This is a genomic window from Pantoea sp. X-Soil-ISGK-355 (genome assembly GCF_059730805.1).
Genome location: NZ_AP035971.1, coordinates 1,933,394 through 1,956,162 on the forward strand (window position 1 = coordinate 1,933,394; position 22,769 = coordinate 1,956,162).

Genomic DNA, 22,769 nt, shown 5'->3' on the forward strand with positions numbered 1-22,769 from the left:
GTTATTTACTCTCACGCTTAATCGTCATCGGGAATACCCGGTCTTCAGCATACTGTGCTTCACACACGGCGGCGCCCATACTCGCATGGCAGACCAGCAGTGGCATACGGTAGCGCGAACTGTTCTGACACTTCGCCGTGTAGCGGCTCTCAATCACCAGGTTACCGGCACTGGTCATGGCGGCGCTGACATCAGCTTTACAGGTGGTATTACCCTGGGCAACCTGCACGCTGCCTTTGCCATTTTTAAACTGGAAGCGCATCACCGGCGGCTTACCGGTCGGCGTCGGCATCTGGTCGATAGTCACACGCCAGCGGCCATCAATCACCTGTACCTGACCTTCGCGCACGGCGTCCGGCGTGACAATCAAATCATCAGGCTTAGCCGGAACCGGCGGGGTCACCGCACTGGCAAGGGTAGCAGATGAAGCGGCTGGTGCGGCTTCGGTCGTGCCAGCGCTGGCTGGTTTTTGCGGCTGCGACTCGGGTTGTTTCTCAGCTGTTGCTGTCTCCGCAAGTGTCGTTGCTGCCGGTGTAGCGGCAGGTGTGGCCGCTGCCGGGGCCTGACTCGCCGCAGAGGCAGGAGTAGAAACCGCGGCGGGCGCTGAAACAACCGCAGGGGCGGCGGCTGGCTTCGTTGATGCCACCGGTGTGGCGACAGGTTCAGGACGATGCAGCAGCACGGCCACCGTTACGGCGGCAGCAATCGCCACCGGCGGTAACAGATACCAGACGCGGAAACGACGGCGAGCCGCTACAGGTGCAACCGGCTCAGGCGCAACGGCTGCCGCGACTGGCAGCGGCTCCTCTTCAGGTTCAGGTGCAGGTTCAGGCTCAGCGACGATGACCGGCTCGACGGCAACAGGTGCGGCAGGCAGCTCAGGCAGCGGTTCAACCAGCGTCACCGGCAGATTCTCTTCCAGCGTGTCGCGCAGGCAGGCCAGCGCATCGTCACGGCTGCGTGCCTGGGCATCAACAAAGCCCCAGAAGGTAATGACCGGTTTGCCATCAACCAGATAAACATACTGCTGATCGGGGAATTGCAGGGTTTTGCTCAGCAGCGCACCAAACAGCCGCATCGACGGGTTCTCTGCCGCGCGCGCGCGCGTACTGAGATCCTGCATATCCTGCTGGCAGGCGGTAAGCTGCTGCAGTGCCACCCGACGTTCATGATCGCTGGCGCCCAGCCAGGATTTCACCCGGCCGCTGAAAGGGGCATACCAGTCGAGGCGGTCGCCCCGTTCATTGGCCTGAGGAATGGCCAGGCAATCTGCCAGTGCGCTCTGACGGCGCAGGCGCAGGGTTTCACGAATTTGCAATGCTGAGGCATAGACCGGCTGGCCATTTTCACCTAATGCCAGAACTGCATCTAAATTACCGCTGCGCAGAAAAGTTTTTGCCACCTGTTGGGCCCTTATCGGTCGTTGTCTGAGGCAGAAAATCGCGTGTTATCGACGATTAGGTTGATTTTACGCGGGGCAATGACAAATCAAACGGCAGAAAAGGAGGTAAATCCAGTGTTTTTTTCACCGGCGGGCGGAAAAATAACCGATATTTCAGCAGCTATCACGCAATCAGGCGGTTTTACGCACCAGCACCAGGTGAGCGATAACGCCACCGATCAGTCCCCAGAAGGCAGGGCCAATACCCAGCAAAGAGACGCCTGATGCGGTGATCAGAAACGTGATTAGCGCACTGTCGCGTTCGGCAGGCACATCGAGTGCGCGATGCAGGCTGCCGCCCAGGGTAGCCAGCAGAGCCAGACCCGCCAGCGCCTCAATCAGCACCGCAGGTAGCGCACTGAACAGCACGGCAATCAGCGCACCGGACGCGCCCGCCAGCAGATAAAAGACCCCGGCCAGCGCAGCGGCACGCCAGCGTTGCTGCGGATTAGCGTCGACTTCATCGCTCATGCAGATCGCCGCCGTAATCGCCGCCACGCAGACCGAAAAGCCTCCAAAAGGCGACAACAGCAGCGCTGTAACCCCGGTCCAGCTCATCAGAGAAGAGACCGGCGGACGGTAGCCGTGCGCCTGTAACGTCGCGATGCCAGGGGCATTCTGCGACGCCATGGTCACCAGGAAATAGGGCACGCCGATCCCCAGCAGCGTGGTCAGGGTAAAGTGCGGCATCACCGGCTCCGGCAGTGCCAGCATCATCGCCTGCGGGGGAAAATGGATGGCATGCTGGGCCAGTGCCACGGCAATCCCTACCATCAGCGTCACCAGAATGGCATAGCGTGCCAGCCAGCGACGGGCCAGCAGCCAGGCGAGGCACATGCTGCCACACAGCACAAAGTTGCTCTGCAAATCGGCAAAGGTCTGCAGCCCGAAGCGCAACAGAATACCGGCTAGCATCGCCGCCGCCAGCGAGGCGGGAATATGGTTCATCAGCCGGGCAAACAGGCCGGTCACGCCGCACACCACGATCAGCAGATTTGCGAAAACAAACACGCCCACCGCCTCATTCAGCGTAACGCCGTGAAAGCTGGTCGCCAGCAGCGCGGCACCGGGCGTGGACCAGGCGGCCAGCACCGGCATGCGGTAGCGCAGTGAAAGACCCAGCGAGACAATCCCCTGCGCAAGACCCAGCACTGACAGCCAGCCACCAATCTGCGCCGGTGAAGCGCCCGCCGCCTGAAACATCTGATAAATAATCGCGCCGCTGCTGCTGTAGCCCACCAGCACAGCAACAAAGCCGGAGACCAGCATCGGCAGGGTAAAACGGGACGGTTCGGCTCTCGTCATGGTCAGACTCAATTTAAGGTGTGCGTTATAGCGCACATGTTCGCATAGTGCGCTATAACGCACAAGTGTTACACTATCGGCATAACGTCACCTGCCAGGGTGACGAGAACTCAGGAGAAAAAATGGCAGATTTTCAGCAACACCTGAGCGGTGCGCTCAGACAGTTGCGCCAGGCCAATGGCTGGAGCCTGACGCTGACGGCGGAGCGAACCGGCGTCAGTAAAGCGATGCTGGGGCAGATTGAGCGGGGTGAATCCAGTCCGACCGTGGCGACGCTGTGGAAGATTGCTACCGGGTTTAACGTGCCCTTTTCCTTTTTTATCGACGGGAGCGCGTTGCCTTCCGGCACCATATCGGGATTCAGTCAGCCCAACGCTGACATGTCGGTACGCTCCGTGCTGCCTTACGATCCGCAACTGCGATTTGATCTGCTGGCGGTGGAGCTGGCCGCGGGCGCGCAGAGCCATTCCTCGCCACATGAAGCGGGCTGCGTGGAGCAGGTGGTGGTTATTGAGGGCGAACTGTTGCTGGGGGTCAACGATCGCTGGCGGCGTCTGCTAAAAGGCGAGGCGTTTCAGTTCAGCGCCGACGTGCCGCACAGCTACCGCAACCCGCTCAGCACGCCGCTGCGCTTTCACAGCCTGATTCACTATCTGCAGCGCCCGGACGTTACAAATTGATACCGGAGCAAACTACACAGTTTACCTTCGTATCTTTATACTTTCGCTTATCGATGGAGACGGGAAATGCGCGATCTGACTGAATCTGCTGCCACGCTGCGCATGCTGGTGGGCAAGCTGGGCCGCCGGTTGCGCGAATCGGCACCGCCTGGCGAACTCACCTGGTCGCAGGTGGCGGTGCTGGGGCATCTGGTGCGCGACGGGGCGATGACGGTGACGCAACTGGCCGCCGCCGAGGGCGTGCGCACCCAGTCAATGGGGACGACCGTCGCCGGATTAGTGGCGGCAGAACTGATAACGGGCGAGCCCGATCCCCATGATGGCCGTAAAACACGCTATCTGCCCACCGCATCGAGCCTGGCGGTAATTACGTCGAGTCGTGCAATGCGCGATGACTGGCTGGTCAGGACACTGGATGCGCGGCTCAGTCCGGCAGAGCAGCAACAACTGACCGACGTTCTCCCTCTGCTGCAACGACTCACTGACTATTGAACCTGAGGATCCAACATGGCTGTAACCACACTTGATGCAAAAACTGCGCTGATTGTTATCGACCTGCAACATGGCATTGTAGCGCTGCCTCTGGTCCATGAGCCGCAGCCGGTGATCGAACGCTGTGCCGATCTGGCTGAGGCATTTCGCGCGCACGACCTGCCGGTGGTGCTGGTTAACGTGGCCGGTGGGGCACCTGGCCGTAACGAGCAGGCGCGTCACAACGGCGATCTGCCTGACGACTGGGCCACGCTGGTTCCGGCGATGACGCCGCAGCAGAATGATCTCACCATCACTAAGAAAACCTGGGGCGCGTTTCATAACACGGCGCTGCATGAGGAACTGCAAAAGCGCGGCATTACTCAGGTCGTGATCTGCGGTATTGCGACCAGCATCGGCGTGGAGTCGACGGCACGTCAGGCGTATGAATTAGGTTACAACGTCACGCTGGCGACCGATGCGATGACCGATCTCAACATGGATACGCACAACAACAGCGTAAAATTGATATTCCCGCGCCTGGGTGAATCCGGCAGCTGTGACGATATTGTGGCGCAGCTAAAATCCCGCGCCTGATAAGCGTATGGCGGTATGATCCGGGCCACCGCAATGGTGGCCCGGATAGTTTTAACGGAAGGCGTAACCCAGCGTCACACCGACGCTATAGTTGCGGCCCGGCGCAGACTCGAAGTAGCGACCATTGCTCTCATTCACAATCACTGAACCCACGTAGTGCCGGTCAAACAGGTTATCGACCCGGCCAAACAGATCCAGCGTCCAGTTCTCCACCAGCCACTTATAGCCACTGTTTACGGCCGCCACGATGTAAGACGGGGTATTCACGTTGTTCTGATCTTCAGCGGCGATCTGGCTCAGATAACGCACTTCACTGCCGGCGTAAAAGCCCTGTTCCGGCAGATAGCCGAGTCCGGCGTACGCCATGTTTCGCGCGATGCCCGGAATGCGGTTGCCGTCACAGCTATCGCTGCCGCAGGCGTTGCTGCGATAACGCGCATCCAGCAGTGTATAGGCCATCTTCAGCCGCCAGTCCCAGGCAAACTGCTGATCCAGGCTTAACTCCAGACCGCGGCGGCGGGTCTGACCGGCATTTTTATAGGTAGTTCGTCCGCCGCTGCTGGTATCCGCCACAATCTCATCGCGGGTATCGGTCTGGAACAGCGCCGCGCTGACCAGGCCATTGCCGATGCGTTTTTTGCTGCCGATCTCCAGCGTGTCGCTGGTGGCCGGTTTCAGCCCCAGGTTCAGGCCGGTCGCGCCATCCGAGCGGTAAGAGAGCTCATTAATGGTCGGCGTTTCAAAGCCGCGTCCGGCGGAGATCCACGCGTTCCAGCTCGGGTCAAACGCATATTTCAGCGCCGCCGCGGGCAGCCACTTGTGATACCGCGCCTCACCGCTGTCGTCACCGTTACCGGGCCGGATATAGAAGTCATTGGAATCAAAGTCAACGGTGCTGAAGCGCACGCCTGCATCCAGCGACAGTTTATCGGTGAGCTGCCAGTTGGTCTGCACATAAGGATCGAGCGTCCACATCAGGTTGCGCTCGTTGCGGCGCAGATTGCCCTGTTCGCCCAGCTGCGTTACGCCGCTGCTGACGGTGTAGTTTTCATAACCCTTGCGGCGCTCGGTCATGGTTTCGTAGTCGAGTCCGCCGGTCACCGCCACCGGCATCGACAGCAGCGTGTCGCGATGGGTCCAGCGCGTATCGACGCCCTGATAGTGGCGGGTAAGGTCGATCACGCCTCCTGGATGAGAGGGATTACGCTGAACGGCGGCAGGAATGGACTGGAACTGCGTGGTTTCACGCACTCCTGCATAGAGCATTACGCTGAGGTCATCGTTTTCACTCATCTGGCGCTGATAACGCAGGCCGCCCTGGGTCTGATCGACCGTTTTACGGGTGTTGTAAAGCGTAACGTTACTGACCACCTGGCGCGGATTGTCACGCCACTGCGCTTCGGTTAAGCCGCCGGGATCCTGGGCGTCAATGTGCACGCTGTTAAACAGCAGCGTCAGGGTACTGACATCATCGATGCGCACGCCGAGCCGGGCGTTGCCGAGGTTCTTCTGCGCAGAACTGTGATCGCGATAACCGTGGGTCGTAAAGCGTGAGGCGGAGACGGTGTAGTTCACATCCCCGGCGTGCGTGCCGTCACCGGTTGCGCCACTGGCTTTAACGCTGTTGCGCCAGCTGCCGTAACTGCCGTACCAACTGCTCGCTTCCAGCGTGGCCGGCTGCTGACCCTGCTGGGTGGTCACATTGATCACGCCGCCCGATGCGTTGCCATAGAGCGCAGAAAAGGGGCCGCGCAGCACCTCGACATGATCAATCGAGCCGATATCAATATTGGAGGTCTGCGCCTGACCGTCCGGCATGGTGGCCGGGATGCCATCCACATAGATGCGCAGCCCGCGTACGCCGTAGGTTGAGCGGGAGCCAAAGCCACGCATCGACAGCTGCAGGTCCTGGGCGTAATTCTGGCGGTTTTGGATCTGCAGACCCGGCACGGTGCTGAGGTTTTCCGACAGGTTAACGCGCGGCGCAGCCTGACGCATATCGTCGCCGCTGACCACACTCAGGGCGGCGGGGGTATCAAGCTCGTTAAGGCCCGTTTCTGGCGGGGCGGCCGTGACGACCAGGGTATTGTCATTGTCTGCTGCCAGCAGCGGCAGCGGCAAAATGGCAGGCAACATCAGCAGCGTCGCCTGCCGCAGAGAGAGTATTTTCATTATCAGAGGCCTGAAAAGAGAAGCATAAATGAACCAGGTGGAACAATTGCCGCATAGGGTAAGGCTTCGGGGTGCCGGGGTACACCGTTTCACGCTGGATTTTTTCTCTGTTTACCGCCAGGCTGGAATCCATCTTTTGCAGTAATAAGGCATCCAGCATTGACAGATGCAGACACAAACTTATGGGAGTCAGCATGAAACAACCTGAAGTGGCGGTTCTGGGATTAGGCGCAATGGGGCATGCATTTGCCGCCAACCTGCTGAAAAAAGGCTTTCGCGTACACGGCTGGAACCGTACCCGCGCGCGCGGCGAGGATTTGCTGGGCGCCGGATTGCAGCTGGCTGATTCACCGGCAGAGGCGGTACGCGAGGCAGATGTGGTAATCGCCATGCTCTCCGACGGTGACACCACAGAGCAGGTGCTGCATCAGGCCAAAGCGGCGTTTAAGCAGGGTGCGACGCTATGTCAGATGGGCACCATCGGCGTGGAAAAAACCGATGCGCTGATCGCCTTTTTCACAGCGGAACGACCGGATCTGCTGTTCATCGACGCGCCGGTTTCCGGCACCAAAGCACCCGCAGAAAACGCACAGATTCTGGTGCTGGCCAGTGGCGATCAGAGCCGTGCCCAGGCGGCAGAAACGGTGTTTGCCGCCATCAGCAAAGAGACAAAGTGGCTGGGCGAGGCGGGCAAAAGCACCCGCATGAAGCTGGTCATCAATAGCTGGCTGATTGGCATGATGCAGAGCCTGGCAGAGAGCACCCGGCTGGCGGAGGCGTTCGGCTTTTCTACCGACGATCTCTGGCAGGTGCTGGAGGGCGGTCCGCTGGCCGCACCGTATGCAAAAATGAAGCTCGGGATGATCGCCAGCGACGACTTCACGCCGCAGATGCATCTGGTCTGGGCGCTGAAAGATGCCCGCCTGGCGCTGGATGCCGCAGAGACGCCGCTGCCGGCGCTGGAGAATATCGCCCAGCTCTGGCAGCAGGCGGTGGAGGCCGGACACGGTGAAGAGGACCTGGCGGTGATCTACCGCTACCTGAAGGCGCAATGAGTCAGCAACATTTTGACTTCAGCACGCGTCCGCTGGTGCCGCTGGCACACGATTACCTGCACGGTGCCAGCGAACCCTGGCACCAGCACGCCTGTGCCCAGCTGATCCACACCCTGAGCGGCGTGGTACGGGTGGAGACGGAGTATGGCAGCTGGATTGTGCCGCCGAGTCGCGGCGTCTGGCTGCCCGCATTTACCCGTCATGCGCTGCAGATTACCGGCAGTGTGGCGGCGCGCACGCTGTTTATCGATCCGCTGGCGCGCGCCGATCTGCCCGCCAGTTGTCAGGTGGTGCAAATCTCACCGCTGCTGCGCGAACTGATTGTCACGGCGCTGAGCCTGCCAGATCGTTACGCCGCAGGCAGTCGGGCCGAGCGGGTGATGGAGTTGATTCTGGATGAAATCCGCGGCATGGAGGTGCTGCCATTTGCCTTGCCGACGCCCGACAGCCCCCGTTTACAGGCCCTGTGCGAGCTGATTCAGCAGACGCCCGGTGAAAGCTGGACGCTGCTGCGCGCCAGCGCCCACCTGAATGTTTCGGGCCGCACTCTGGCCCGCCATTTTATGCGCGAAACCGGCCTGCAGTTCAGCGACTGGGTGCGCCGCGCCCGCCTGGCTATCGCCCTGACGCGACTGGCGCAGGGCGACTCCGTACTGCGGGTGGCGCTGGAGCTGGGCTATGAAAGCCCCAGCGCGTTTAGTGCGATGTTTCGTCGTCTGCTGGGCGCCTCTCCGACGGACTACTTTTCGCCTGCAGAAACTGGCCTGCTGCGCTGAGCAGCGCCTGCATCGCGGCGCGGGCGGTGTCATTGTCGATACTCACTCCCCAGGCTCGCGCGCCACGGGCATCCACGCAGCTGATATAGGCCACCGAGCGGCTGTCACTGCGCCGTCCCAGCGTATGCTCGTGATAGTCCTCGATGGTCAGATGCAGATCAAACGCGCTGCGCAGGGCATTGACCGCCGCCGACAGCCAGCCGTTGCCGCTGCCGGTCAGCATCAGCGATTGCGTCTGATACACCACGCTGGCGCTAATCTGCGTCTGCCCGCCGCTGTCACTCTGGCTGTCAGCCCGTTGTAATGCCAACGCGGGCTGCGTTACGCCATACTGGCGGCAGAAGAGCTGCCACAGCGCGTAGTGCGTCATCTCTCCGCCGTGCCGGTCAGTCTCCTGCTGAACACAGCGGCTGAAATCCTGCTGCAGCGCTCGCGGCATTTGTAACCCGTGATTCTGCTCCAGCAGCCAGGCGGCCCCGCTTTTTCCCGACTGGCTGTTGACGCGGATCACCGCCTCATAGCTACAGCCAATGTCGGCCGGGTCCAGCGGCAGGTAAGGCATCTGCCACTCTGTTTCCTGCTGCTGAGCGCGGATGGCAAACCCTTTTTTGATTGCATCCTGATGAGAACCAGAGAAGGCAGTGAAGACCAGCTCGCCCGCATAGGGATGGCGCGGATGAACCGGCAGCTGGTTGCAGCGGGTTACCACTTCAATCACCTCATGCATCTGGCTGAAATCGAGCTGGGGCGAAACGCCCTGGGTATAGAGATTCAGCGCCAGCGTCACCAGGTCCACATTGCCGGTGCGTTCACCGTTACCAAACAGACAGCCCTCGACCCGGTCAGCGCCCGCCAGCAGCGCCAGTTCTGCGCAGGCGACGCCGGTGCCGCGATCGTTGTGCGGATGCACGCTGATGCAGACGGCATCACGGCGGCTGAAGTGACGGCAGAAATACTCAATCTGATCGGCATAAACGTTGGGGGTATTGACCTCTACCGTGGCGGGAAGGTTAATGATCATCGGGCGCTGTGCGTCCGGTTGCCAGACATCGGCTACCGCCTCGCAGATCTCCAGCACAAACTCCGGCTCGGTAAAGCAGAAGGTCTCTGGTGAATATTCAAAGGTCCAGTGGGTGTCCGGCTGCGCCTCGCATTCGGCGCGGATCTGCCGTGCACCAGCGGTGGCCAGCGCCACGATTTCCGCTTTGCTCTGCTTAAATACCCGCTCGCGAAACAGCGGCGCGGTGGCGTTATAAAGATGCACGATGGCGCGCGGGACGCCCTGCAGCGCCACAAACGTGCGGGCAATCAGGTCTTCCCGCGCCTGAGTCAGTACCTGTAACGTCACATCCTCCGGGATACGCTGTTGCTCAATCAGGTCGCGGACGAAACCGAAATCCGTCTGCGAGGCAGAGGGAAAGGCGACCTCGATCTCCCGAAACCCGCAGCGCAGCAGCAGATCCCAGAAGGCCATTTTGCGTTCCCGATCCATCGGTTCTGCCAGCGCCTGATTGCCGTCACGCAAATCGGTGGAAAGCCAGCGCGGCGCCTGGGTCAGCTGGCGTGAGGGCCACTGGCGATCGGGCAGGGTGATCAGCGGGGAGGGACGATATTTATCAGCGGGTCGGGTCAGCATAGGAGTCTCCTGTGGTTTTTTTATCAGTCTGCCGACACGGCTCCGGGTCCGCGCGCGCAAGGCTGCCAACCTGACGCGCAAAAGTGACAATACCCTGCATGACCTGTGTTGCCCTGCGTGCGCTCTGGTTTGGTGAATCCGCCGGGCAGGGTTAGCATGGTCACCTGTTTATCCGGGTGAACACTTATGCTGATTTTTGACGGCCACAATGATCTCTTGCTTAACCTCTGGCTGCATCATCGCGATGCACCCGTGCAGGCGTTTTATCAGGGCATTGAACGGGGCCACCTCGACTATCCGCGCATTCAGCAGGGCGAGATGGGCGGCGGGCTGTTTGCGATTTTTGTGCCGCCGCAGGCGTACATTGCCAGCACTGTTCCGGCCCGCGCCGATGAGCCGTATGAACCGCTGCAAATCATGTGGCAGCAGCTCGATATCCTGAGGCAGCTGGCCGAGGCACCAGGCGGACGGGCGCGACTCTGTCTCAGCAGTGACGAGATTGCCGCCTGCCGCGCGGAAGGCGTGCTGGCGATAGTGGCGCACATTGAAGGTGCTGATGCGCTGGACGAAGAGGGCGAGCAGCTGCACGCCTTCTGGCAGGCGGGTGTGCGCAGTATCGGGCCATTCTGGAATCTGCGCAGCCGCTTTGGTGAAGGCGTCAGTGGCTCGTTTCCCGGCACGCCCGATACCGGGCCGGGGCTGACCGCCGTCGGTGAAAAGCTGATTCAGCAGGCGAGTAGCCTGAAGATGATGATCGACGTGTCGCACATGAATACCAATGCGTTCTGGGACACCGCCCGGCTTTCCCGTGCGCCGCTGGTCGCCAGCCACTCCAACGCGCACGCCCTCTGTCCACAGCCGCGCAATCTGACCGACGATCAACTGGTAGCGATCCGCGACAGCGGCGGTCTGGTTGGCATTAACTTTGGCAATGCGTTTCTGCGCGCCGATGGAAAACGCGACGCTGAAACGCCATTAACAGAAATTGTTAAGCATTGTGATCACCTGTTGAAGATAATGGGCAGCGACCATGTGGCCTTTGGCTCTGATTTCGACGGGATTACCCCTCCGGCCGCGCTGGGCGATGTCAGCGGAATGCCGCGATTGCTCGCCGCTTTTCAGGAAGCGGGCTATGATCAGAGACTGACAGAGAAGCTGGCATGGGGAAACTGGCAGCGGGTTTTACATCTGACCGGGCTGTGATAACAATTTCCTTATGTTCCGGGCTTGATCCCGACGCGCCATTGGCGCAACATCTGCCTGGAAATTGTGACGGTGTTCTCATTTAACAGCCGTCACGCCGATTTCAGACAGCACATTTACTGTTAACTAAGAGGAAGTAACTCATGTGGAAAAAACCAACTTTCGTTGATATGCGTCTCGGTCTGGAAGTGACTCTTTACATCTCCAACCGTTAATCGTTCTGCCCGCCCTCTGAGCGGGCATTTTTTTCAACTTCTGGTTGTCCTCTATGTTTATCAAAATCCTCGGCTCAGCCGCGGGTGGCGGGTTTCCGCAGTGGAACTGTAACTGCGCCAACTGCCACGGCGTGCGAAATGGCACCATTCAGGCTCAGGCACGCACACAATCGTCGATTATCCTCAGTGATAACGGCGAAGACTGGGTGTTATGTAACGCGTCACCTGACATCGGCCAGCAGATCCTGCACACGCCAGAACTGACCCGTAAGGGCGTACTGCGCGGCACGGCGATCGGGGGAGTTATCCTGACCGACAGCCAGATCGATCACACCACCGGGCTGCTGAGCCTGCGTGAGGGCTGCCCGCATCAGGTCTGGTGTACGCCGGAAGTGCATGCCGACCTCAGCACCGGCTTCCCGATCTTTCCGATGCTGACCCACTGGAATGGCGGTTTACAGCACCGGCCGATTGCGCCACTGACCCCGTTCAGCGTCGATGTCTGCACCGATTTGCAGTTCACCGCGATTCCTATTATCAGTAATGCACCGCCTTACTCGCCGTATCGCGACCGGCCGCTGCCCGGTCATAACGTGGCGCTGTTTATTGAAAACCGGGCGAATGGGCAGACGCTGCTCTACGCGCCAGGTCTGGGCGAACCGGATGCGGTGATCCTGCCGTGGCTGCAAAAAGCGGATTGCCTGCTGATTGACGGCACCGTCTGGCAGGATGATGAACTGCTGACCACCGGGGTGGGTCACAACACCGGCAAGGCGATGGGGCATCTGGCGCTGGCGGAAGAACAAGGGCTGATGGCGCTGCTGGCGTCGCTGCCGGCAAAACGTAAAATTCTGATCCACATTAACAACACTAATCCGATCCTTAATGAGCAGTCACCCCAGCGTCAGTTTCTGACGGAGCAGGGAATAGAGGTGAGCTGGGACGGAATGGCGATCCACCTTCAGGGCTAAATCATGCAGATTACTGACACGCTGTCGCCGCAGGCTTTTGAACAGGCCCTGCGCGACAAAGGCGCTTTCTACCATATTCATCACCCGTATCACATCGCGATGCATAACGGTCAGGCCACGCGCGAGCAGATTCAGGGCTGGGTGGCGAACCGCTTCTATTACCAGACCACTATTCCGCTGAAAGATGCGGCGATCATGGCGAATTGCCCCGATCCGGCTACCCGCCGTAAATGGGTGCAGCGCATCCTTGACCACGACGGCAGTAACGGCGAAGAGGGCGGCATTGAGGCCTGGCTGCGGCTGGGCGAGGCGGTCGGGTTGACGCGCGAAGAATTATTGTCTGAGCAACATGTGCTGCCGGGCGTACGCTTTGCGGTCGATGCCTATATTAACTTCGCCCGCCGCGCTAACTGGCAGGAGGCGGCCTGCAGTTCACTTACCGAGCTGTTCGCCCCGCAGATCCACCAGTCACGACTCGACAGCTGGCCGCAGCACTATCCGTGGATCAAAGAAGAGGGCTACTTCTACTTCCGCAGCCGCCTGGGTCAGGCGAACCGCGATGTGGAGCATGGCCTGGCACTGGCGCTGGAGTACTTCACCACCGCCGAAACGCAGAACCGGATGCTGGAAATTTTGCAGTTTAAGCTCGATATTTTATGGAGCATGCTTGACGCCATGACCATGGCTTATGAGCTGAAACGTCCGCCTTATCACACCGTCACCGACAAGGCGGCGTGGCACACCACCCGACTGGTATAACAGATGAATGAAAACTCGATTGCCGCGTTTCGTCGCGGCTACCGCATGCAGTGGGAAGCTGCCCAGGATACCCATGTGGTGCTCTATCCCGAAGGCATGGCGAAGCTGAACGAAACCGCCGCCGCCATTCTTGAGCTGGTGGATGGCAAACAGGATATCGCCGCAATTATCGCAACGCTGGATAGCCGGTTCCCTGAGGCGGGCGGTGTGGGGCCGGACGTTTTAGAGTTCCTGCAGTCAGCCCATGAACAGAAGTGGATACAGTTCCGTGACCCCGCATAAACCTGGCGTGAATCCGCCGCTCTGGCTGCTGGCCGAGCTGACCTATCGCTGTCCGCTGCAGTGCCCCTACTGCTCCAACCCGCTGGATTTCGCACAGCAGGAGAAGGAGCTGACCACGGAACAGTGGATTGAGGTCTTTCGTCAGGCGCGCGCCATGGGCAGCGTCCAGCTCGGATTCTCCGGCGGCGAACCGCTAGTGCGTAAAGATCTGCCAGAGCTCATTAAAGCGGCGCGCGATCTCGGCTTCTACACCAACCTGATCACGTCGGGCATTGGCCTGACGGAGAAGAAGCTGGATGCGTTCAGCGAGGCCGGTCTGGATCATATCCAGATCAGCTTCCAGGCGAGTGACGAAACCCTGAATGCGGCGCTGGCCGGGTCGAAGAAAGCGTTTCAGCAGAAGCTGGAGATGGCGAAAGCGGTAAAAGCGCACGGCTATCCGATGGTGCTGAACTTTGTGCTGCATCGCCATAATATCGACCAGATCGACAGGATCATTGACCTCTGCATTGAGCTGGAAGCGGATGACGTTGAGCTGGCAACCTGTCAGTTCTACGGCTGGGCGCAGCTCAACCGCGAAGGCCTGCTGCCGACGCGTGAGCAGATCGATCAGGCGGAAGCGGTGGTCAGGCGCTACCGCGAGCGGATGAGCACCACCGGCAATCTGACCAATCTGCTGTTTGTCACGCCGGATTACTACGAAGAGCGACCTAAACCCTGCATGGGTGGCTGGGGTGCCATTTTCCTCAGCGTCACACCAGAGGGCACCGCGCTGCCGTGCCACAGTGCGCGCCAGCTGCCGGTAGAATTTCCGTCGGTACTGACACAGCGCATGGACGATATCTGGTACAACTCGTTCGGCTTCAACCGCTATCGTGGTTTTGACTGGATGCCGGAGCCGTGCCGCTCCTGTGATGAGAAAGAGAAAGATTTTGGTGGCTGTCGCTGTCAGGCGTTTATGCTGACCGGTAATGCTGACAACACCGATCCGGTCTGCAGCAAATCACCGCATCACGGCAAAATCCTTGAGGCCCGGCGTGAGGCGGATTGCAGCGACATTAAAATTGGTCAGCTGCAGTTCCGCAACCGCAGCAACTCGCAACTGATCTACAAAACCCGGAACCTCTGATGACCCCGCGCGGCCTGGTGATAAACGGTCTGATGGTTGAACTGGTGCATCAGGCTGATGCCAGCCAGGCCGCCGCCCTGATTCAGATAGGGGCAGGGAGTCACGACGAGCCGGATCGCTGGCCCGGACTGGCGCATCTGCTGGAGCATCTGCTGTTCACCGGCAGCACCGGCTGGCCCGATGAGGGCCGGCTGATGAGCTGGATCCAGACGCAGGGCGGCAGGGTTAATGCCACCACGCTGGCCCGGCGCAGCGCGTACTTCTTTGAGGCCACGCCGTCACTGCTGGCAGACGGTCTGGCAAGACTGCAGGATATGCTGGTCTCTCCGCTGCTTGATAATCAGGCGATTGCGCAGGAAGTGGCGGTCATCGACGCGGAATATCGGCTGTTGCAGCGTCATGAGCCATCCCGCATCGAAGCGGCATTGCTGCACGCCGCAGCAACCCCCGCTGAATTTCAGCGCTTTCATATTGGCAGCCGGGCGAGCTTTGGCAATGAGCTGTCGGCGCTGCAACGGGCATTGCGCCAGTTTCACCAGCGCTACTACGTTGCCAGCAATATGCGGCTCTGGCTGCAGGGACCGCAGTCGCTGGATGCGCTGGAAGAGCTGGCGCGTCAGTTTGCCGCCGCGCTGCCTGCCGGTCAGTGGCAGCAGGATCTGGCGCCGCCGCAGCTCAACAGCGATACCTGCTGGCAGCTGGCAGAGACTGCCCAGGCAGCGTTATGGCGCACCTGGCTGCTGGATAAAAGTGACGGTGTCACGTTATGGCGTGAATTTCTGTTGGATGAAGCGCCCGGCTCGCTGCTGGCTACTCTGCGTGAGCAGGGACTGGCGGAGGCGCTGGAGCTGAAATGGATTTATCAGGCTGAAGATGCGTGCTGGCTGGCGCTGGGTATCGAAACCAGCGAGCCTGCGAGGGTAAATCATCTGGTTAATGGTTTCATCGATGCGCTGCGCCAGACGAATAATCAGCAACATCAGCACTATCATCAGCTTGCACATCACTACTTTGTGACGTTGTCACCACTGGAGCAATTGCGTCAGCGCGCTATCGGCTTCGCACCTGATGAAAGGCTGCCTGCGCTGCAGCCGTTGCTGAAGAAACTCACCCATGCGTCTGGCACAGTGCTGTGCTGTACGTCACAACCGGCAAGGGAACACATCGTCACGCAGGGCTTCACTCTGGCGCTGACGGCCTGTGAGCCAGCCCCGGATGAGACGCTGCCCGCTGCCCGTTTCACCTTCTATCCGCCCGACATCACTGCGACGCCTGCGCCGCTGCCCGCGCAGGCGGTGGCATTGCCGCATCATCAGTCAGATGACCCGCAGGCAACGCTTATCCTGCGACCGGAGTTCTGGTCAACCTTTACTGCGGAGACGGGAGAAACGCTGGGCCGGCGGTTGCGTCCGCTATTTGCGGCGCTGCGTCATCAGGGGGGGCACGGCAGCTGGCAGGAAACAGAGGGCGTGTGGCAACTGACGCTCCGCCTGACAAAGGATGAGGCGGTAACTGACCAGACGCTGAGCCAGATTGTCTCTGCCCTGACATTGCCGGTTGAGGCAAATCTGCCATCGCCTGTCGAAAGCATCGCTATCCGTGCGTTGCTGCGACAGTTGCCTTATCAGCTGGCAGCCAATGTTACGCCAGGGTGCTGGCGGGCGGCGCTGAAGGGTGGCAACGCCGCGCTGCATTCACGCATTGCCCGACGGCTGAGCGCGCTGTCGCTGCCGGTTAACCCGGACACGCCGCCCAAGCGTATGACCACGCAGACCGGCATGACGCGCCTACCACACGCCAGTGCAGACAACGCGCTGCTGCTGTTTATTCCGCTGCAGCGTCCTGAACAGCTGGCTGCATTGCGCGCACTGGCGCTCATCTACGAGCCACGTTTTTTCCAGCGCTACCGCGTTGAGCAGCCAATAGGTTACGTGGTCAGCAGCCGCTATATGCGCTGCGCTGATGAAGAGGGGGTGTTATTTGCGCTACAGTCGCCCGATTACAGTGCGCTGTCACTACTGCGCTACTGCCGTAACTTCCTGCGGTCACTGAACGAGACGCTGGCGGAATGTGATCTTGTGGCCCTGAAAGCGCGACTGCTGAGCCAGCAGGTTGAGCAGCCACTGGCCCTGCTACGCCGTGAAAATGGCCTGGCAGAACCGGACGCGACGCAGATTGCGGCGCTGACCCTTGCAGATTTACTGCAATTGCACCGCACGCTGATTCAGGATCGCCGCCGCTGGCGGGTGCTGTTTACCGGCGGGAATACGTAGTGACCGGTTTTAAGGTTGCTGAATTTATTTGAAAATTACCGACAAATCTCTTCACTGTCTATTCCGGGAAAACTGGACCACACTCAATTCACTTTTGTCCGCATAAGGAATTGACCGTGAAGAACTTCAAACGTATTGCACTGCCCCTGTTAGCCGCTGCTACCCTCTACGCTCCGTTATCTCAGGCTGAGGCGATGCACTACCAGCTGAACCCTGAGCATACGTCGGTAATTGTTGCCTGGAACCACTTTGGCTTCTCAAATCCTACCGCGGATATCCCGGACGCAACCGGTACTCTGGTGTTCGATAAAGATCATCCGGAGGCCTCACGCGTTGACGTGACCCTGCCAGTCAGCAAAATCGACAGCCACGTCGCGGCGCTGACCAAAGAGTTCAAAGGTACCGAATACTTCGACACCGCCAAATACCCGACAGCGACCTTCCACAGCACCAAAGTGGTGGCGAAGGGCGACAATAAATTTGACGTTGAAGGTAACCTGACCCTGAAAGGGATCACCAAACCGGTTACGCTGCACGCGACGCTGAACAAGCAGGGCGAGCATCCGATGGTCAAGAAGCAGGCGATTGGTTTTGACGCCACCGGCACCATCAAGCGTTCTGACTTCAAGCTGGACAAATATGTCCCTGCGGTAAGCGACGACGTTACGCTGACGCTGTCTACCGAAGCTTACGCGAAGTAATCAACGGATGGCGTAGCCCCTCTGGCTGCGCCATCGTTTTTCCCTTTAATTCGTCAGCTCTGCAGACTCTCCAGCGTGACAGACGCCCCGCCACAGACGATAACCAGCACGTTATCATCCGATTTAAAGCCGATTTTCCCGTCATACAGCATCGATAATGAGACGCCACAGGCTGGCTCTGTCAGAACACGATGATCGTCCAGGAAGCGGCGACAGGCATTCACAGCTTCATCATCGCTCACAACCTTTCCCCTGACATCTGCGCGGCGTGCCACGTTAAACGCATTTTCACACACCTGACTGGCTGCCAGCGTAGTGGCGATACCGCTGACCCGGTCCAGCGTGACCCGCTCCCCGGCTTCCAGCGCAGCGTTAAGCGACGCGGTTTCCCTCAGTTTCAACCGCATAAATCGGGATATGGCTGAGCTGATGCTTTTCCAGACCCTGGGCAATGCCGGAGAGCAGACTGCCTCCGCCCACGGAGAGGATTACCGCATCGGGACGTAACCCTTCATCAATCACTTCATCGACCAGCGTACTGATACCGTCCCACAGTAGCGGATTGTCAAACGGATGGATGTAGATATGTTCCTGCGACGCCAGCGATAAAGCGTACGCGTTGGCCTCACTCCAGACGCTGCCGTGTACGATCAGCCTGGCACCTTCCTGTTCGATAAGCTGTCTGGCGCGCGCCGGGGTCGTTTCAGGTACCACCACCGTGACCGGGAGCCCCAGCCTGCGGCCGCTGTGCGCCACAGCAATACCCGCATTGCCGCCGGAGGAGCTGACAAACGCCTTAGCGCCCTGTGCAGCGTAGTACTGACAGATATGGCCTGCGCTTCTGAGCTTAAAGGATCCGGTCGGCTGCGCCGATTCCATTTTCAGCCAGACGTTGCTGCCGCTGAGCTGACTCAGTGGCAGGGAGTGAATGAGAGGGGTACGGATAGCTATTTCCATGCGTCTGGTCCTGGTTAAATGGGGTCACAGAGAACCGGTTTGTCGTCACGGTGAACGTCGGTTTTGCCGTGCGGAATAGCAGCGTCGGACGCAGAAGAGAAAGTCACCCCTCAGAAAAAGCGTGGAGGTTTTTCCTTAAAAATCATTATCGTCAGGCTACCTGTTCTGTCTACATAGAAAGGTTATACCGAAGAATACGACTTGTTCGCAACAGCGATGCTGAATCGGCTTGCAGATTTTCTTTTTGCATCTTAATTGCGGTTTCTGTTCTGTGAAACCGGGAAAAATGAGGTGAAAGTCACAAATCTGCAACGCCACGTGAATGACCGATTTTACCTCCTCCTGCTTTCTGGCCAGCTCACCCCCGTCATCCGCTAACCCAATGATTTATATCGATTCGCCTTAAGCGCAATAAGTAGGAATAGTGTGAGTTAAATCACAAATAAAGGAGTGTGAATTGCCCTGTCAATATTCCTGTCTGAGAAAAACCGCGCGTAACTGTGATCTCCTCTGCAAATAGCAACCCCGCTAACCGGAAGAATAACCTTCAGCAGAGTAAGCCAGCGAGGTGAGGGTGATGCGAATTGGAATGGTGATCAGTGGCGGTGACGTGACCGGCATTAATAATTTTGTCTTCCAGATTGGGCGTATGGCACAGGCGGAGATGGTGATATTTGATGGCGGTATTCCCGGCCTGCTGCAAAATCATCATCGTGAGATCAGCCAGCGCGATCTGCTCGACTTTTCCATCGCCTCTATTCCGGTTATGCAATCGGGACGCACTGAAAAGAAACTGGTGCGCAGCGAATATGAGTTAATTGCACGCCAGCTGAAAAGTGCCCGGATTGACATATTAATTATGGCGGGTGGAGACGGGTCGCTGCAATTTCTCCATACCCTGTCGGCGTATGGCGTGAATTGTTTTGGCGTCGGCATGACCATCGATAATGATGTTTTCGGCAGTGATTACACGCTGGGATTCTCCACCGCCTGCGAGCAGGTATTTAAAGAGGTGGCGAAACTGCGCAATACCGGCCGCGCCTTACCGGGCCGGGTTTTTATGCTGGAGTTGCTCGGTGGCTATTGCGGCGAATTAACGCTGCAATCCGCGATTAAATCTAACGCAGATATTGCGTTAATTCCGGAGTGCCAGATCCCGCTGCCACAACTGGCACAGCGCATCACCGGGCGGCTGGCAGCGCAGAATAGCGTAGTCATCCTCTGTTCGGAAGGCTACACCCGTGAATATTCGCCCGGTTTTCAGGGGGCGATCGACACCTTAATCAAACAGCTTGAACCCCTCATTGGCGTGCGCATCCGTAAAACCATTATGGGTTACGGGCTGCGCAATGGTGATCCCACCTGCGAAGAGATCTTTCAGGGCACCATTATAGCCAGTGAAGTGGTGCGTTGTATTCAGTCAGGCATGCGGAATAAAGCGGTCATTATTAATGGCAGCAATAAACCAATCCCGATTGATTTAATAAGCATGCAAAAACGCCTGGTCGATATTGACGGGCACCATTACAAACTCGCTAAACAACTCAATATAGTGTGAGGAAAAACCATGCTGAAAATATTATGTGTCTGTGGTTGTGGATTAGGTTCCAGTTTTGCGATTGAGATGAGCGCAAAAGCGGTATTAAAAAAACTGGAGATTGAGGCCGATATCGATCACACCACCATTTCAGAAGCGAATGCCTTTAAGTCAGATATGATCCTGACGCAAAAAGCGTTTGCCGATGTTTTAAACGCCGACGCCAGTCCGGAGCAGATTAAACGGGTCATAATTCTTAACCGGCTCACCGATAAAGCGGAAATTGAGCAGAAGATCCTGGCCTTTTTAAAAGAACGCAATCAGAAGGTCGCCGCCCATGAATAGTGTGATCGACTTTCTGGTAAAAGATCTGCTGGGGCAGGCGTCGATTCTGATCGCCTTTATTGCCCTGATTGGTCTGCTGCTGCAAAAAAAATCGGCAGGCAAGGTGGTGGAAGGCACCTTTAAAACCCTGCTCGGCTTTTTAATTATGATGGCGGGTATCAATATTATTGTAGGCACCCTGACGTTCCTCAATACTATTTTTACCCATGGCTTTGGCATGCGCGGCTATATCACCGATGTGGCCGCCATTGCCGGGCTGGCTAACCGTGAGCTGGGGTCTGAAGTCGCGCTGACGCTGCTGGTGATCTTTATCGTCAATATCATCGTCGCGCGACTGACGCCCTTTAAATACATCTTCCTGACCGGCCAGGCGTTGCTGTGGATGGCGACCATTGGCGCGGTGATCGGTTATAAAGCGGGGCTGACCGGGCTACCGCTGATCCTGACCGGCGGTATCTTTGGCGGAATCATGGCGGTCGTGATGCCCGCGCTGGCGCAGCCGGTGGTGCGGCGCATCACCGACTCTGACGATGTCGCCCTGGGTCATTTCTGCACCATCGGTTATCTGGTCACGGCGGCGGTCGCCAAAGTGGTTGGCAAAGGATCGCGCTCCACCGAAGACCTGAAGCTGCCCGATAACTTTAAGTTTCTGCAGGATACCTATCTGTCGATGGCGCTGGTGATGGTGCCGATGTACCTGATTCCCGCCGTGGCAGCCGGTCCGGCCTTCATTGCCCAGTACAGCAACGGCATGAACTACCTGATGTACGCCTTTATGCAGTCGATTCAGTTCGTGGCCGGGGTCTTCGTGCTCTACAGCGGTGTCCGTCTGCTGCTGAACGAGCTGGTGCCTGCCTTCCGGGGTATCGCGATGCGCGTCGTGCCGGATGCGAAACCGGCACTGGACTGTCCGGTGATGTTTCCGTACGCCCCGAACGCGGTGATCGTTGGCTTCCTTGCCACCACACTTGGTTCCATCGTCGGCATGCTGGTCTTCCCGATGTTGGGTCTGGCGATGATCCTGCCTGGCCTGCTGACCAACTTCTTTGCCGGTGGCACCGCCGGCGTATTTGGTAATGCCATGGGCGGACGGCGCGGCGCAATGATCGGCGGCTTCGTCCATGGACTCTTTATCACCATTCTGCCTGCCATCCTGGTGCCGATGCTGGAGAGCTACGGCTTTACCGGCGTCACCTTCAGTGACTCCGACGTGATCAGTACCGGCCTGGTGCTCGGCCATGCCTTCCAGAATAACTGGCTGTTCGTCGCCCTGTTTATTGCCTTTGTTACCGCGCTTGCCTGGTTTGTTAATGGCAAATCGACCAAACCTCAGGAGGAAAAAATCCATGAAACTTTATAACTTCGCCGATCTGTTACAGCTGGCCAAACAGCGTGACTTTAAAGCGGTCGGTTCGTTTAATCTTCACTGTCTGGAGATGCTGCCCGCCTATTTTAAAGCGGCAGAGAAAACCAACAGCCCGTTAATGATTCAGATCTCTACAGGCACGGCGAAATATCTTGGCCACAAGCTGCTGGTTGATGCGATTAAATCGCTGTCAGAGAGTATGAATGTGCCGACCTGTCTGCATCTGGATCACTGTTCCGATTTAGCCGCGATTCAGACAGCGATTGATGCCGGATTCAGTTCTGTCATGTATGACGGCTCCCATCTGCCCATTGACGAGAATATTGCGAATACCCGCCGGGTCATCGATATGGCGCGGCCACACAATGTCTCGGTCGAGGCTGAGTTGGGTGCCATTGGCGGGTCGGAAGATGGTAAATGCGTAGAGATGGAGGCGATAGCGTTCACGCCCGTGGAAGATGCTCGCCGTTTCGTCGAAGAGACGGGCGTCGATATGCTGGCGATCTCTATCGGCACCGTACATGGCCTTTACACCGGTAAAGCGCATATTCAGCATCAGCGACTGGCGGATATTACGGCGGCAACGCATACGCCACTGGTGCTGCACGGCGGCACCGGCGTCAGCGATGAAGATATGCGGCTGGCGGTCAGCAGCGGGATTGAGAAGGTGAATGTCGGCACCGAAATGAACGTGCAGTGGGTAGCGCAGTGCAAATCGACCTTTGAAAAAGGCAAGGTCAATGACAGCGTGCGTAATTTCCTGGTACCGGCCAATGATGCAGTAACCAATGTACTGGTAGAGAAAATGCAGTTATTCCGGTAATGACACGTGCCGCCATCACCGGCTTAATGCGTTAACGATCTTTTATTCTCTGTTTATATTAGCCACCCCAATATT

Annotated in this window: 24 protein-coding genes; 17 read left to right on the forward strand and 7 right to left on the reverse strand. The window is 58.3% G+C overall.

Annotated elements, in window-relative coordinates; genetic code table 11:
• Position 1: 1 nt before the first annotated feature.
• Together AC6I8J_RS08925 and AC6I8J_RS08930 are read right to left on the reverse strand one after the other, a co-directional pair.
• Positions 2–1,402 carry an SrfA family protein gene (locus AC6I8J_RS08925; RefSeq protein WP_497825272.1) on the reverse strand — a complete coding sequence of 467 codons (1,401 nt, stop codon included), beginning with the start codon at positions 1,400–1,402 and terminating at the stop codon, positions 2–4.
• A gap of 171 nt (positions 1,403–1,573) precedes the next feature.
• Positions 1,574–2,746 carry a benzoate/H(+) symporter BenE family transporter gene (locus AC6I8J_RS08930; RefSeq protein ID WP_222924061.1) on the reverse strand — a complete coding sequence of 391 codons (1,173 nt, stop codon included), beginning with the start codon at positions 2,744–2,746 and terminating at the stop codon, positions 1,574–1,576.
• A 122-nt stretch (positions 2,747–2,868) separates the two neighbouring features.
• Between AC6I8J_RS08930 and AC6I8J_RS08935 the strand changes: the two genes are divergently transcribed.
• The 3 genes from AC6I8J_RS08935 (at position 2,869) to AC6I8J_RS08945 (ending at position 4,494) form a co-directional block, all read left to right on the forward strand.
• Complete coding sequence (locus tag AC6I8J_RS08935; protein WP_161732409.1) at positions 2,869–3,426, forward strand: helix-turn-helix domain-containing protein; 558 nt, start codon at positions 2,869–2,871, stop codon at positions 3,424–3,426.
• Between the two features lie 66 nt (positions 3,427–3,492).
• Complete coding sequence (locus AC6I8J_RS08940) at positions 3,493–3,918, forward strand: MarR family winged helix-turn-helix transcriptional regulator (RefSeq protein WP_013357804.1); 426 nt, start codon at positions 3,493–3,495, stop codon at positions 3,916–3,918.
• Positions 3,919–3,933: 15 nt separating this feature from the next.
• A complete protein-coding gene (locus tag AC6I8J_RS08945; RefSeq protein WP_161732407.1) occupies positions 3,934–4,494 on the forward strand; it encodes an isochorismatase family protein in 561 nt (186 codons plus the stop codon).
• A gap of 51 nt (positions 4,495–4,545) precedes the next feature.
• Here AC6I8J_RS08945 and pqqU read toward each other — a convergent pair whose 3' ends face one another.
• Together pqqU and AC6I8J_RS08955 are read right to left on the reverse strand one after the other, a co-directional pair.
• Positions 4,546–6,666 (reverse strand): TonB-dependent receptor PqqU, encoded by a 2,121-nt coding sequence (pqqU, locus tag AC6I8J_RS08950; RefSeq protein ID WP_497825273.1) that lies wholly within the window; start codon positions 6,664–6,666, stop codon positions 4,546–4,548.
• Positions 6,584–6,862, reverse strand: a complete 279-nt coding sequence (locus tag AC6I8J_RS08955) for a hypothetical protein (RefSeq protein WP_497825274.1) — start codon at positions 6,860–6,862, stop codon at positions 6,584–6,586. The genes pqqU and AC6I8J_RS08955 overlap by 83 nt, the downstream gene beginning before the upstream one ends.
• On the opposite strand from AC6I8J_RS08955, the gene AC6I8J_RS08960 reads away from it, so the two are divergent.
• A complete protein-coding gene (locus AC6I8J_RS08960; RefSeq protein ID WP_253421857.1) occupies positions 6,861–7,721 on the forward strand; it encodes an NAD(P)-dependent oxidoreductase in 861 nt (286 codons plus the stop codon). The two genes, AC6I8J_RS08955 and AC6I8J_RS08960, sit on opposite strands and share 2 nt — an antisense overlap.
• Positions 7,718–8,497 (forward strand): AraC family transcriptional regulator, encoded by a 780-nt coding sequence (locus tag AC6I8J_RS08965; RefSeq protein WP_161732401.1) that lies wholly within the window; start codon positions 7,718–7,720, stop codon positions 8,495–8,497. Before AC6I8J_RS08960 ends, AC6I8J_RS08965 begins: the two co-directional genes overlap by 4 nt.
• Here the strand turns inward: AC6I8J_RS08965 and leuA are convergent.
• Positions 8,418–10,133, reverse strand: coding sequence for a 2-isopropylmalate synthase (leuA, locus tag AC6I8J_RS08970; protein ID WP_497825275.1), 1,716 nt, complete (start codon positions 10,131–10,133; stop codon positions 8,418–8,420). The two genes, AC6I8J_RS08965 and leuA, sit on opposite strands and share 80 nt — an antisense overlap.
• Before the next feature lie 186 nt (positions 10,134–10,319).
• Here leuA and AC6I8J_RS08975 point away from each other — a divergent pair, with 186 nt between their 5' ends.
• From AC6I8J_RS08975 to AC6I8J_RS09010, 8 genes are all read left to right on the forward strand, one after another.
• Complete coding sequence (locus tag AC6I8J_RS08975; RefSeq protein WP_497825276.1) at positions 10,320–11,336, forward strand: dipeptidase; 1,017 nt, start codon at positions 10,320–10,322, stop codon at positions 11,334–11,336.
• A gap of 143 nt (positions 11,337–11,479) precedes the next feature.
• Complete coding sequence (gene pqqA / locus AC6I8J_RS08980; protein ID WP_010245082.1) at positions 11,480–11,551, forward strand: pyrroloquinoline quinone precursor peptide PqqA; 72 nt, start codon at positions 11,480–11,482, stop codon at positions 11,549–11,551.
• 53 nt (positions 11,552–11,604) lie between these two features.
• Entirely contained in the window at positions 11,605–12,522 is a 918-nt protein-coding gene (gene pqqB, locus AC6I8J_RS08985; RefSeq protein ID WP_497825277.1) for a pyrroloquinoline quinone biosynthesis protein PqqB, read from the forward strand.
• Positions 12,523–12,525: 3 nt separating this feature from the next.
• The gene (gene pqqC / locus AC6I8J_RS08990) at positions 12,526–13,281 is read left to right on the forward strand and encodes a pyrroloquinoline-quinone synthase PqqC (RefSeq protein ID WP_161732395.1); all 756 of its coding nucleotides are present in this window, start codon (positions 12,526–12,528) and stop codon (positions 13,279–13,281) included.
• A gap of 3 nt (positions 13,282–13,284) precedes the next feature.
• On the forward strand, positions 13,285–13,563 hold the full coding sequence (gene pqqD / locus AC6I8J_RS08995; protein WP_161732393.1) for a pyrroloquinoline quinone biosynthesis peptide chaperone PqqD: 279 nt from the start codon (positions 13,285–13,287) through the stop codon (positions 13,561–13,563).
• The gene (gene pqqE / locus AC6I8J_RS09000) at positions 13,526–14,692 is read left to right on the forward strand and encodes a pyrroloquinoline quinone biosynthesis protein PqqE (protein ID WP_497825278.1); all 1,167 of its coding nucleotides are present in this window, start codon (positions 13,526–13,528) and stop codon (positions 14,690–14,692) included. The genes pqqD and pqqE overlap by 38 nt, the downstream gene beginning before the upstream one ends.
• A complete protein-coding gene (gene pqqF / locus AC6I8J_RS09005) occupies positions 14,692–16,965 on the forward strand; it encodes a pyrroloquinoline quinone biosynthesis protein PqqF (protein WP_497825279.1) in 2,274 nt (757 codons plus the stop codon). The genes pqqE and pqqF overlap by 1 nt, the downstream gene beginning before the upstream one ends.
• A gap of 116 nt (positions 16,966–17,081) precedes the next feature.
• Positions 17,082–17,666: a YceI family protein gene (locus AC6I8J_RS09010; RefSeq protein WP_222924051.1), complete on the forward strand. Its 585-nt coding sequence runs from the start codon at positions 17,082–17,084 to the stop codon at positions 17,664–17,666.
• 53 nt (positions 17,667–17,719) lie between these two features.
• Here AC6I8J_RS09010 and AC6I8J_RS09015 read toward each other — a convergent pair whose 3' ends face one another.
• On the reverse strand, positions 17,720–18,067 hold the full coding sequence (locus tag AC6I8J_RS09015) for a pyridoxal-phosphate dependent enzyme (RefSeq protein ID WP_497825280.1): 348 nt from the start codon (positions 18,065–18,067) through the stop codon (positions 17,720–17,722).
• Positions 18,039–18,623, reverse strand: coding sequence for a pyridoxal-phosphate dependent enzyme (locus AC6I8J_RS09020; RefSeq protein WP_497825281.1), 585 nt, complete (start codon positions 18,621–18,623; stop codon positions 18,039–18,041). Before AC6I8J_RS09020 ends, AC6I8J_RS09015 begins: the two co-directional genes overlap by 29 nt.
• A gap of 577 nt (positions 18,624–19,200) precedes the next feature.
• Here AC6I8J_RS09020 and AC6I8J_RS09025 point away from each other — a divergent pair.
• From AC6I8J_RS09025 to AC6I8J_RS09040, 4 genes are read left to right on the forward strand one after another with little or no spacing between them, the layout of a single operon-like run.
• Positions 19,201–20,181: a 6-phosphofructokinase gene (locus AC6I8J_RS09025; protein WP_161732383.1), complete on the forward strand. Its 981-nt coding sequence runs from the start codon at positions 19,201–19,203 to the stop codon at positions 20,179–20,181.
• 9 nt (positions 20,182–20,190) lie between these two features.
• A complete protein-coding gene (locus AC6I8J_RS09030) occupies positions 20,191–20,505 on the forward strand; it encodes a PTS sugar transporter subunit IIB (protein ID WP_013357820.1) in 315 nt (104 codons plus the stop codon).
• Positions 20,498–21,865, forward strand: coding sequence for a PTS sugar transporter subunit IIC (locus AC6I8J_RS09035; protein WP_222924050.1), 1,368 nt, complete (start codon positions 20,498–20,500; stop codon positions 21,863–21,865). The genes AC6I8J_RS09030 and AC6I8J_RS09035 overlap by 8 nt, the downstream gene beginning before the upstream one ends.
• Positions 21,852–22,694 (forward strand): class II fructose-bisphosphate aldolase, encoded by an 843-nt coding sequence (locus AC6I8J_RS09040; protein WP_222924049.1) that lies wholly within the window; start codon positions 21,852–21,854, stop codon positions 22,692–22,694. The genes AC6I8J_RS09035 and AC6I8J_RS09040 overlap by 14 nt, the downstream gene beginning before the upstream one ends.
• Positions 22,695–22,769: the final 75 nt, after the last annotated feature.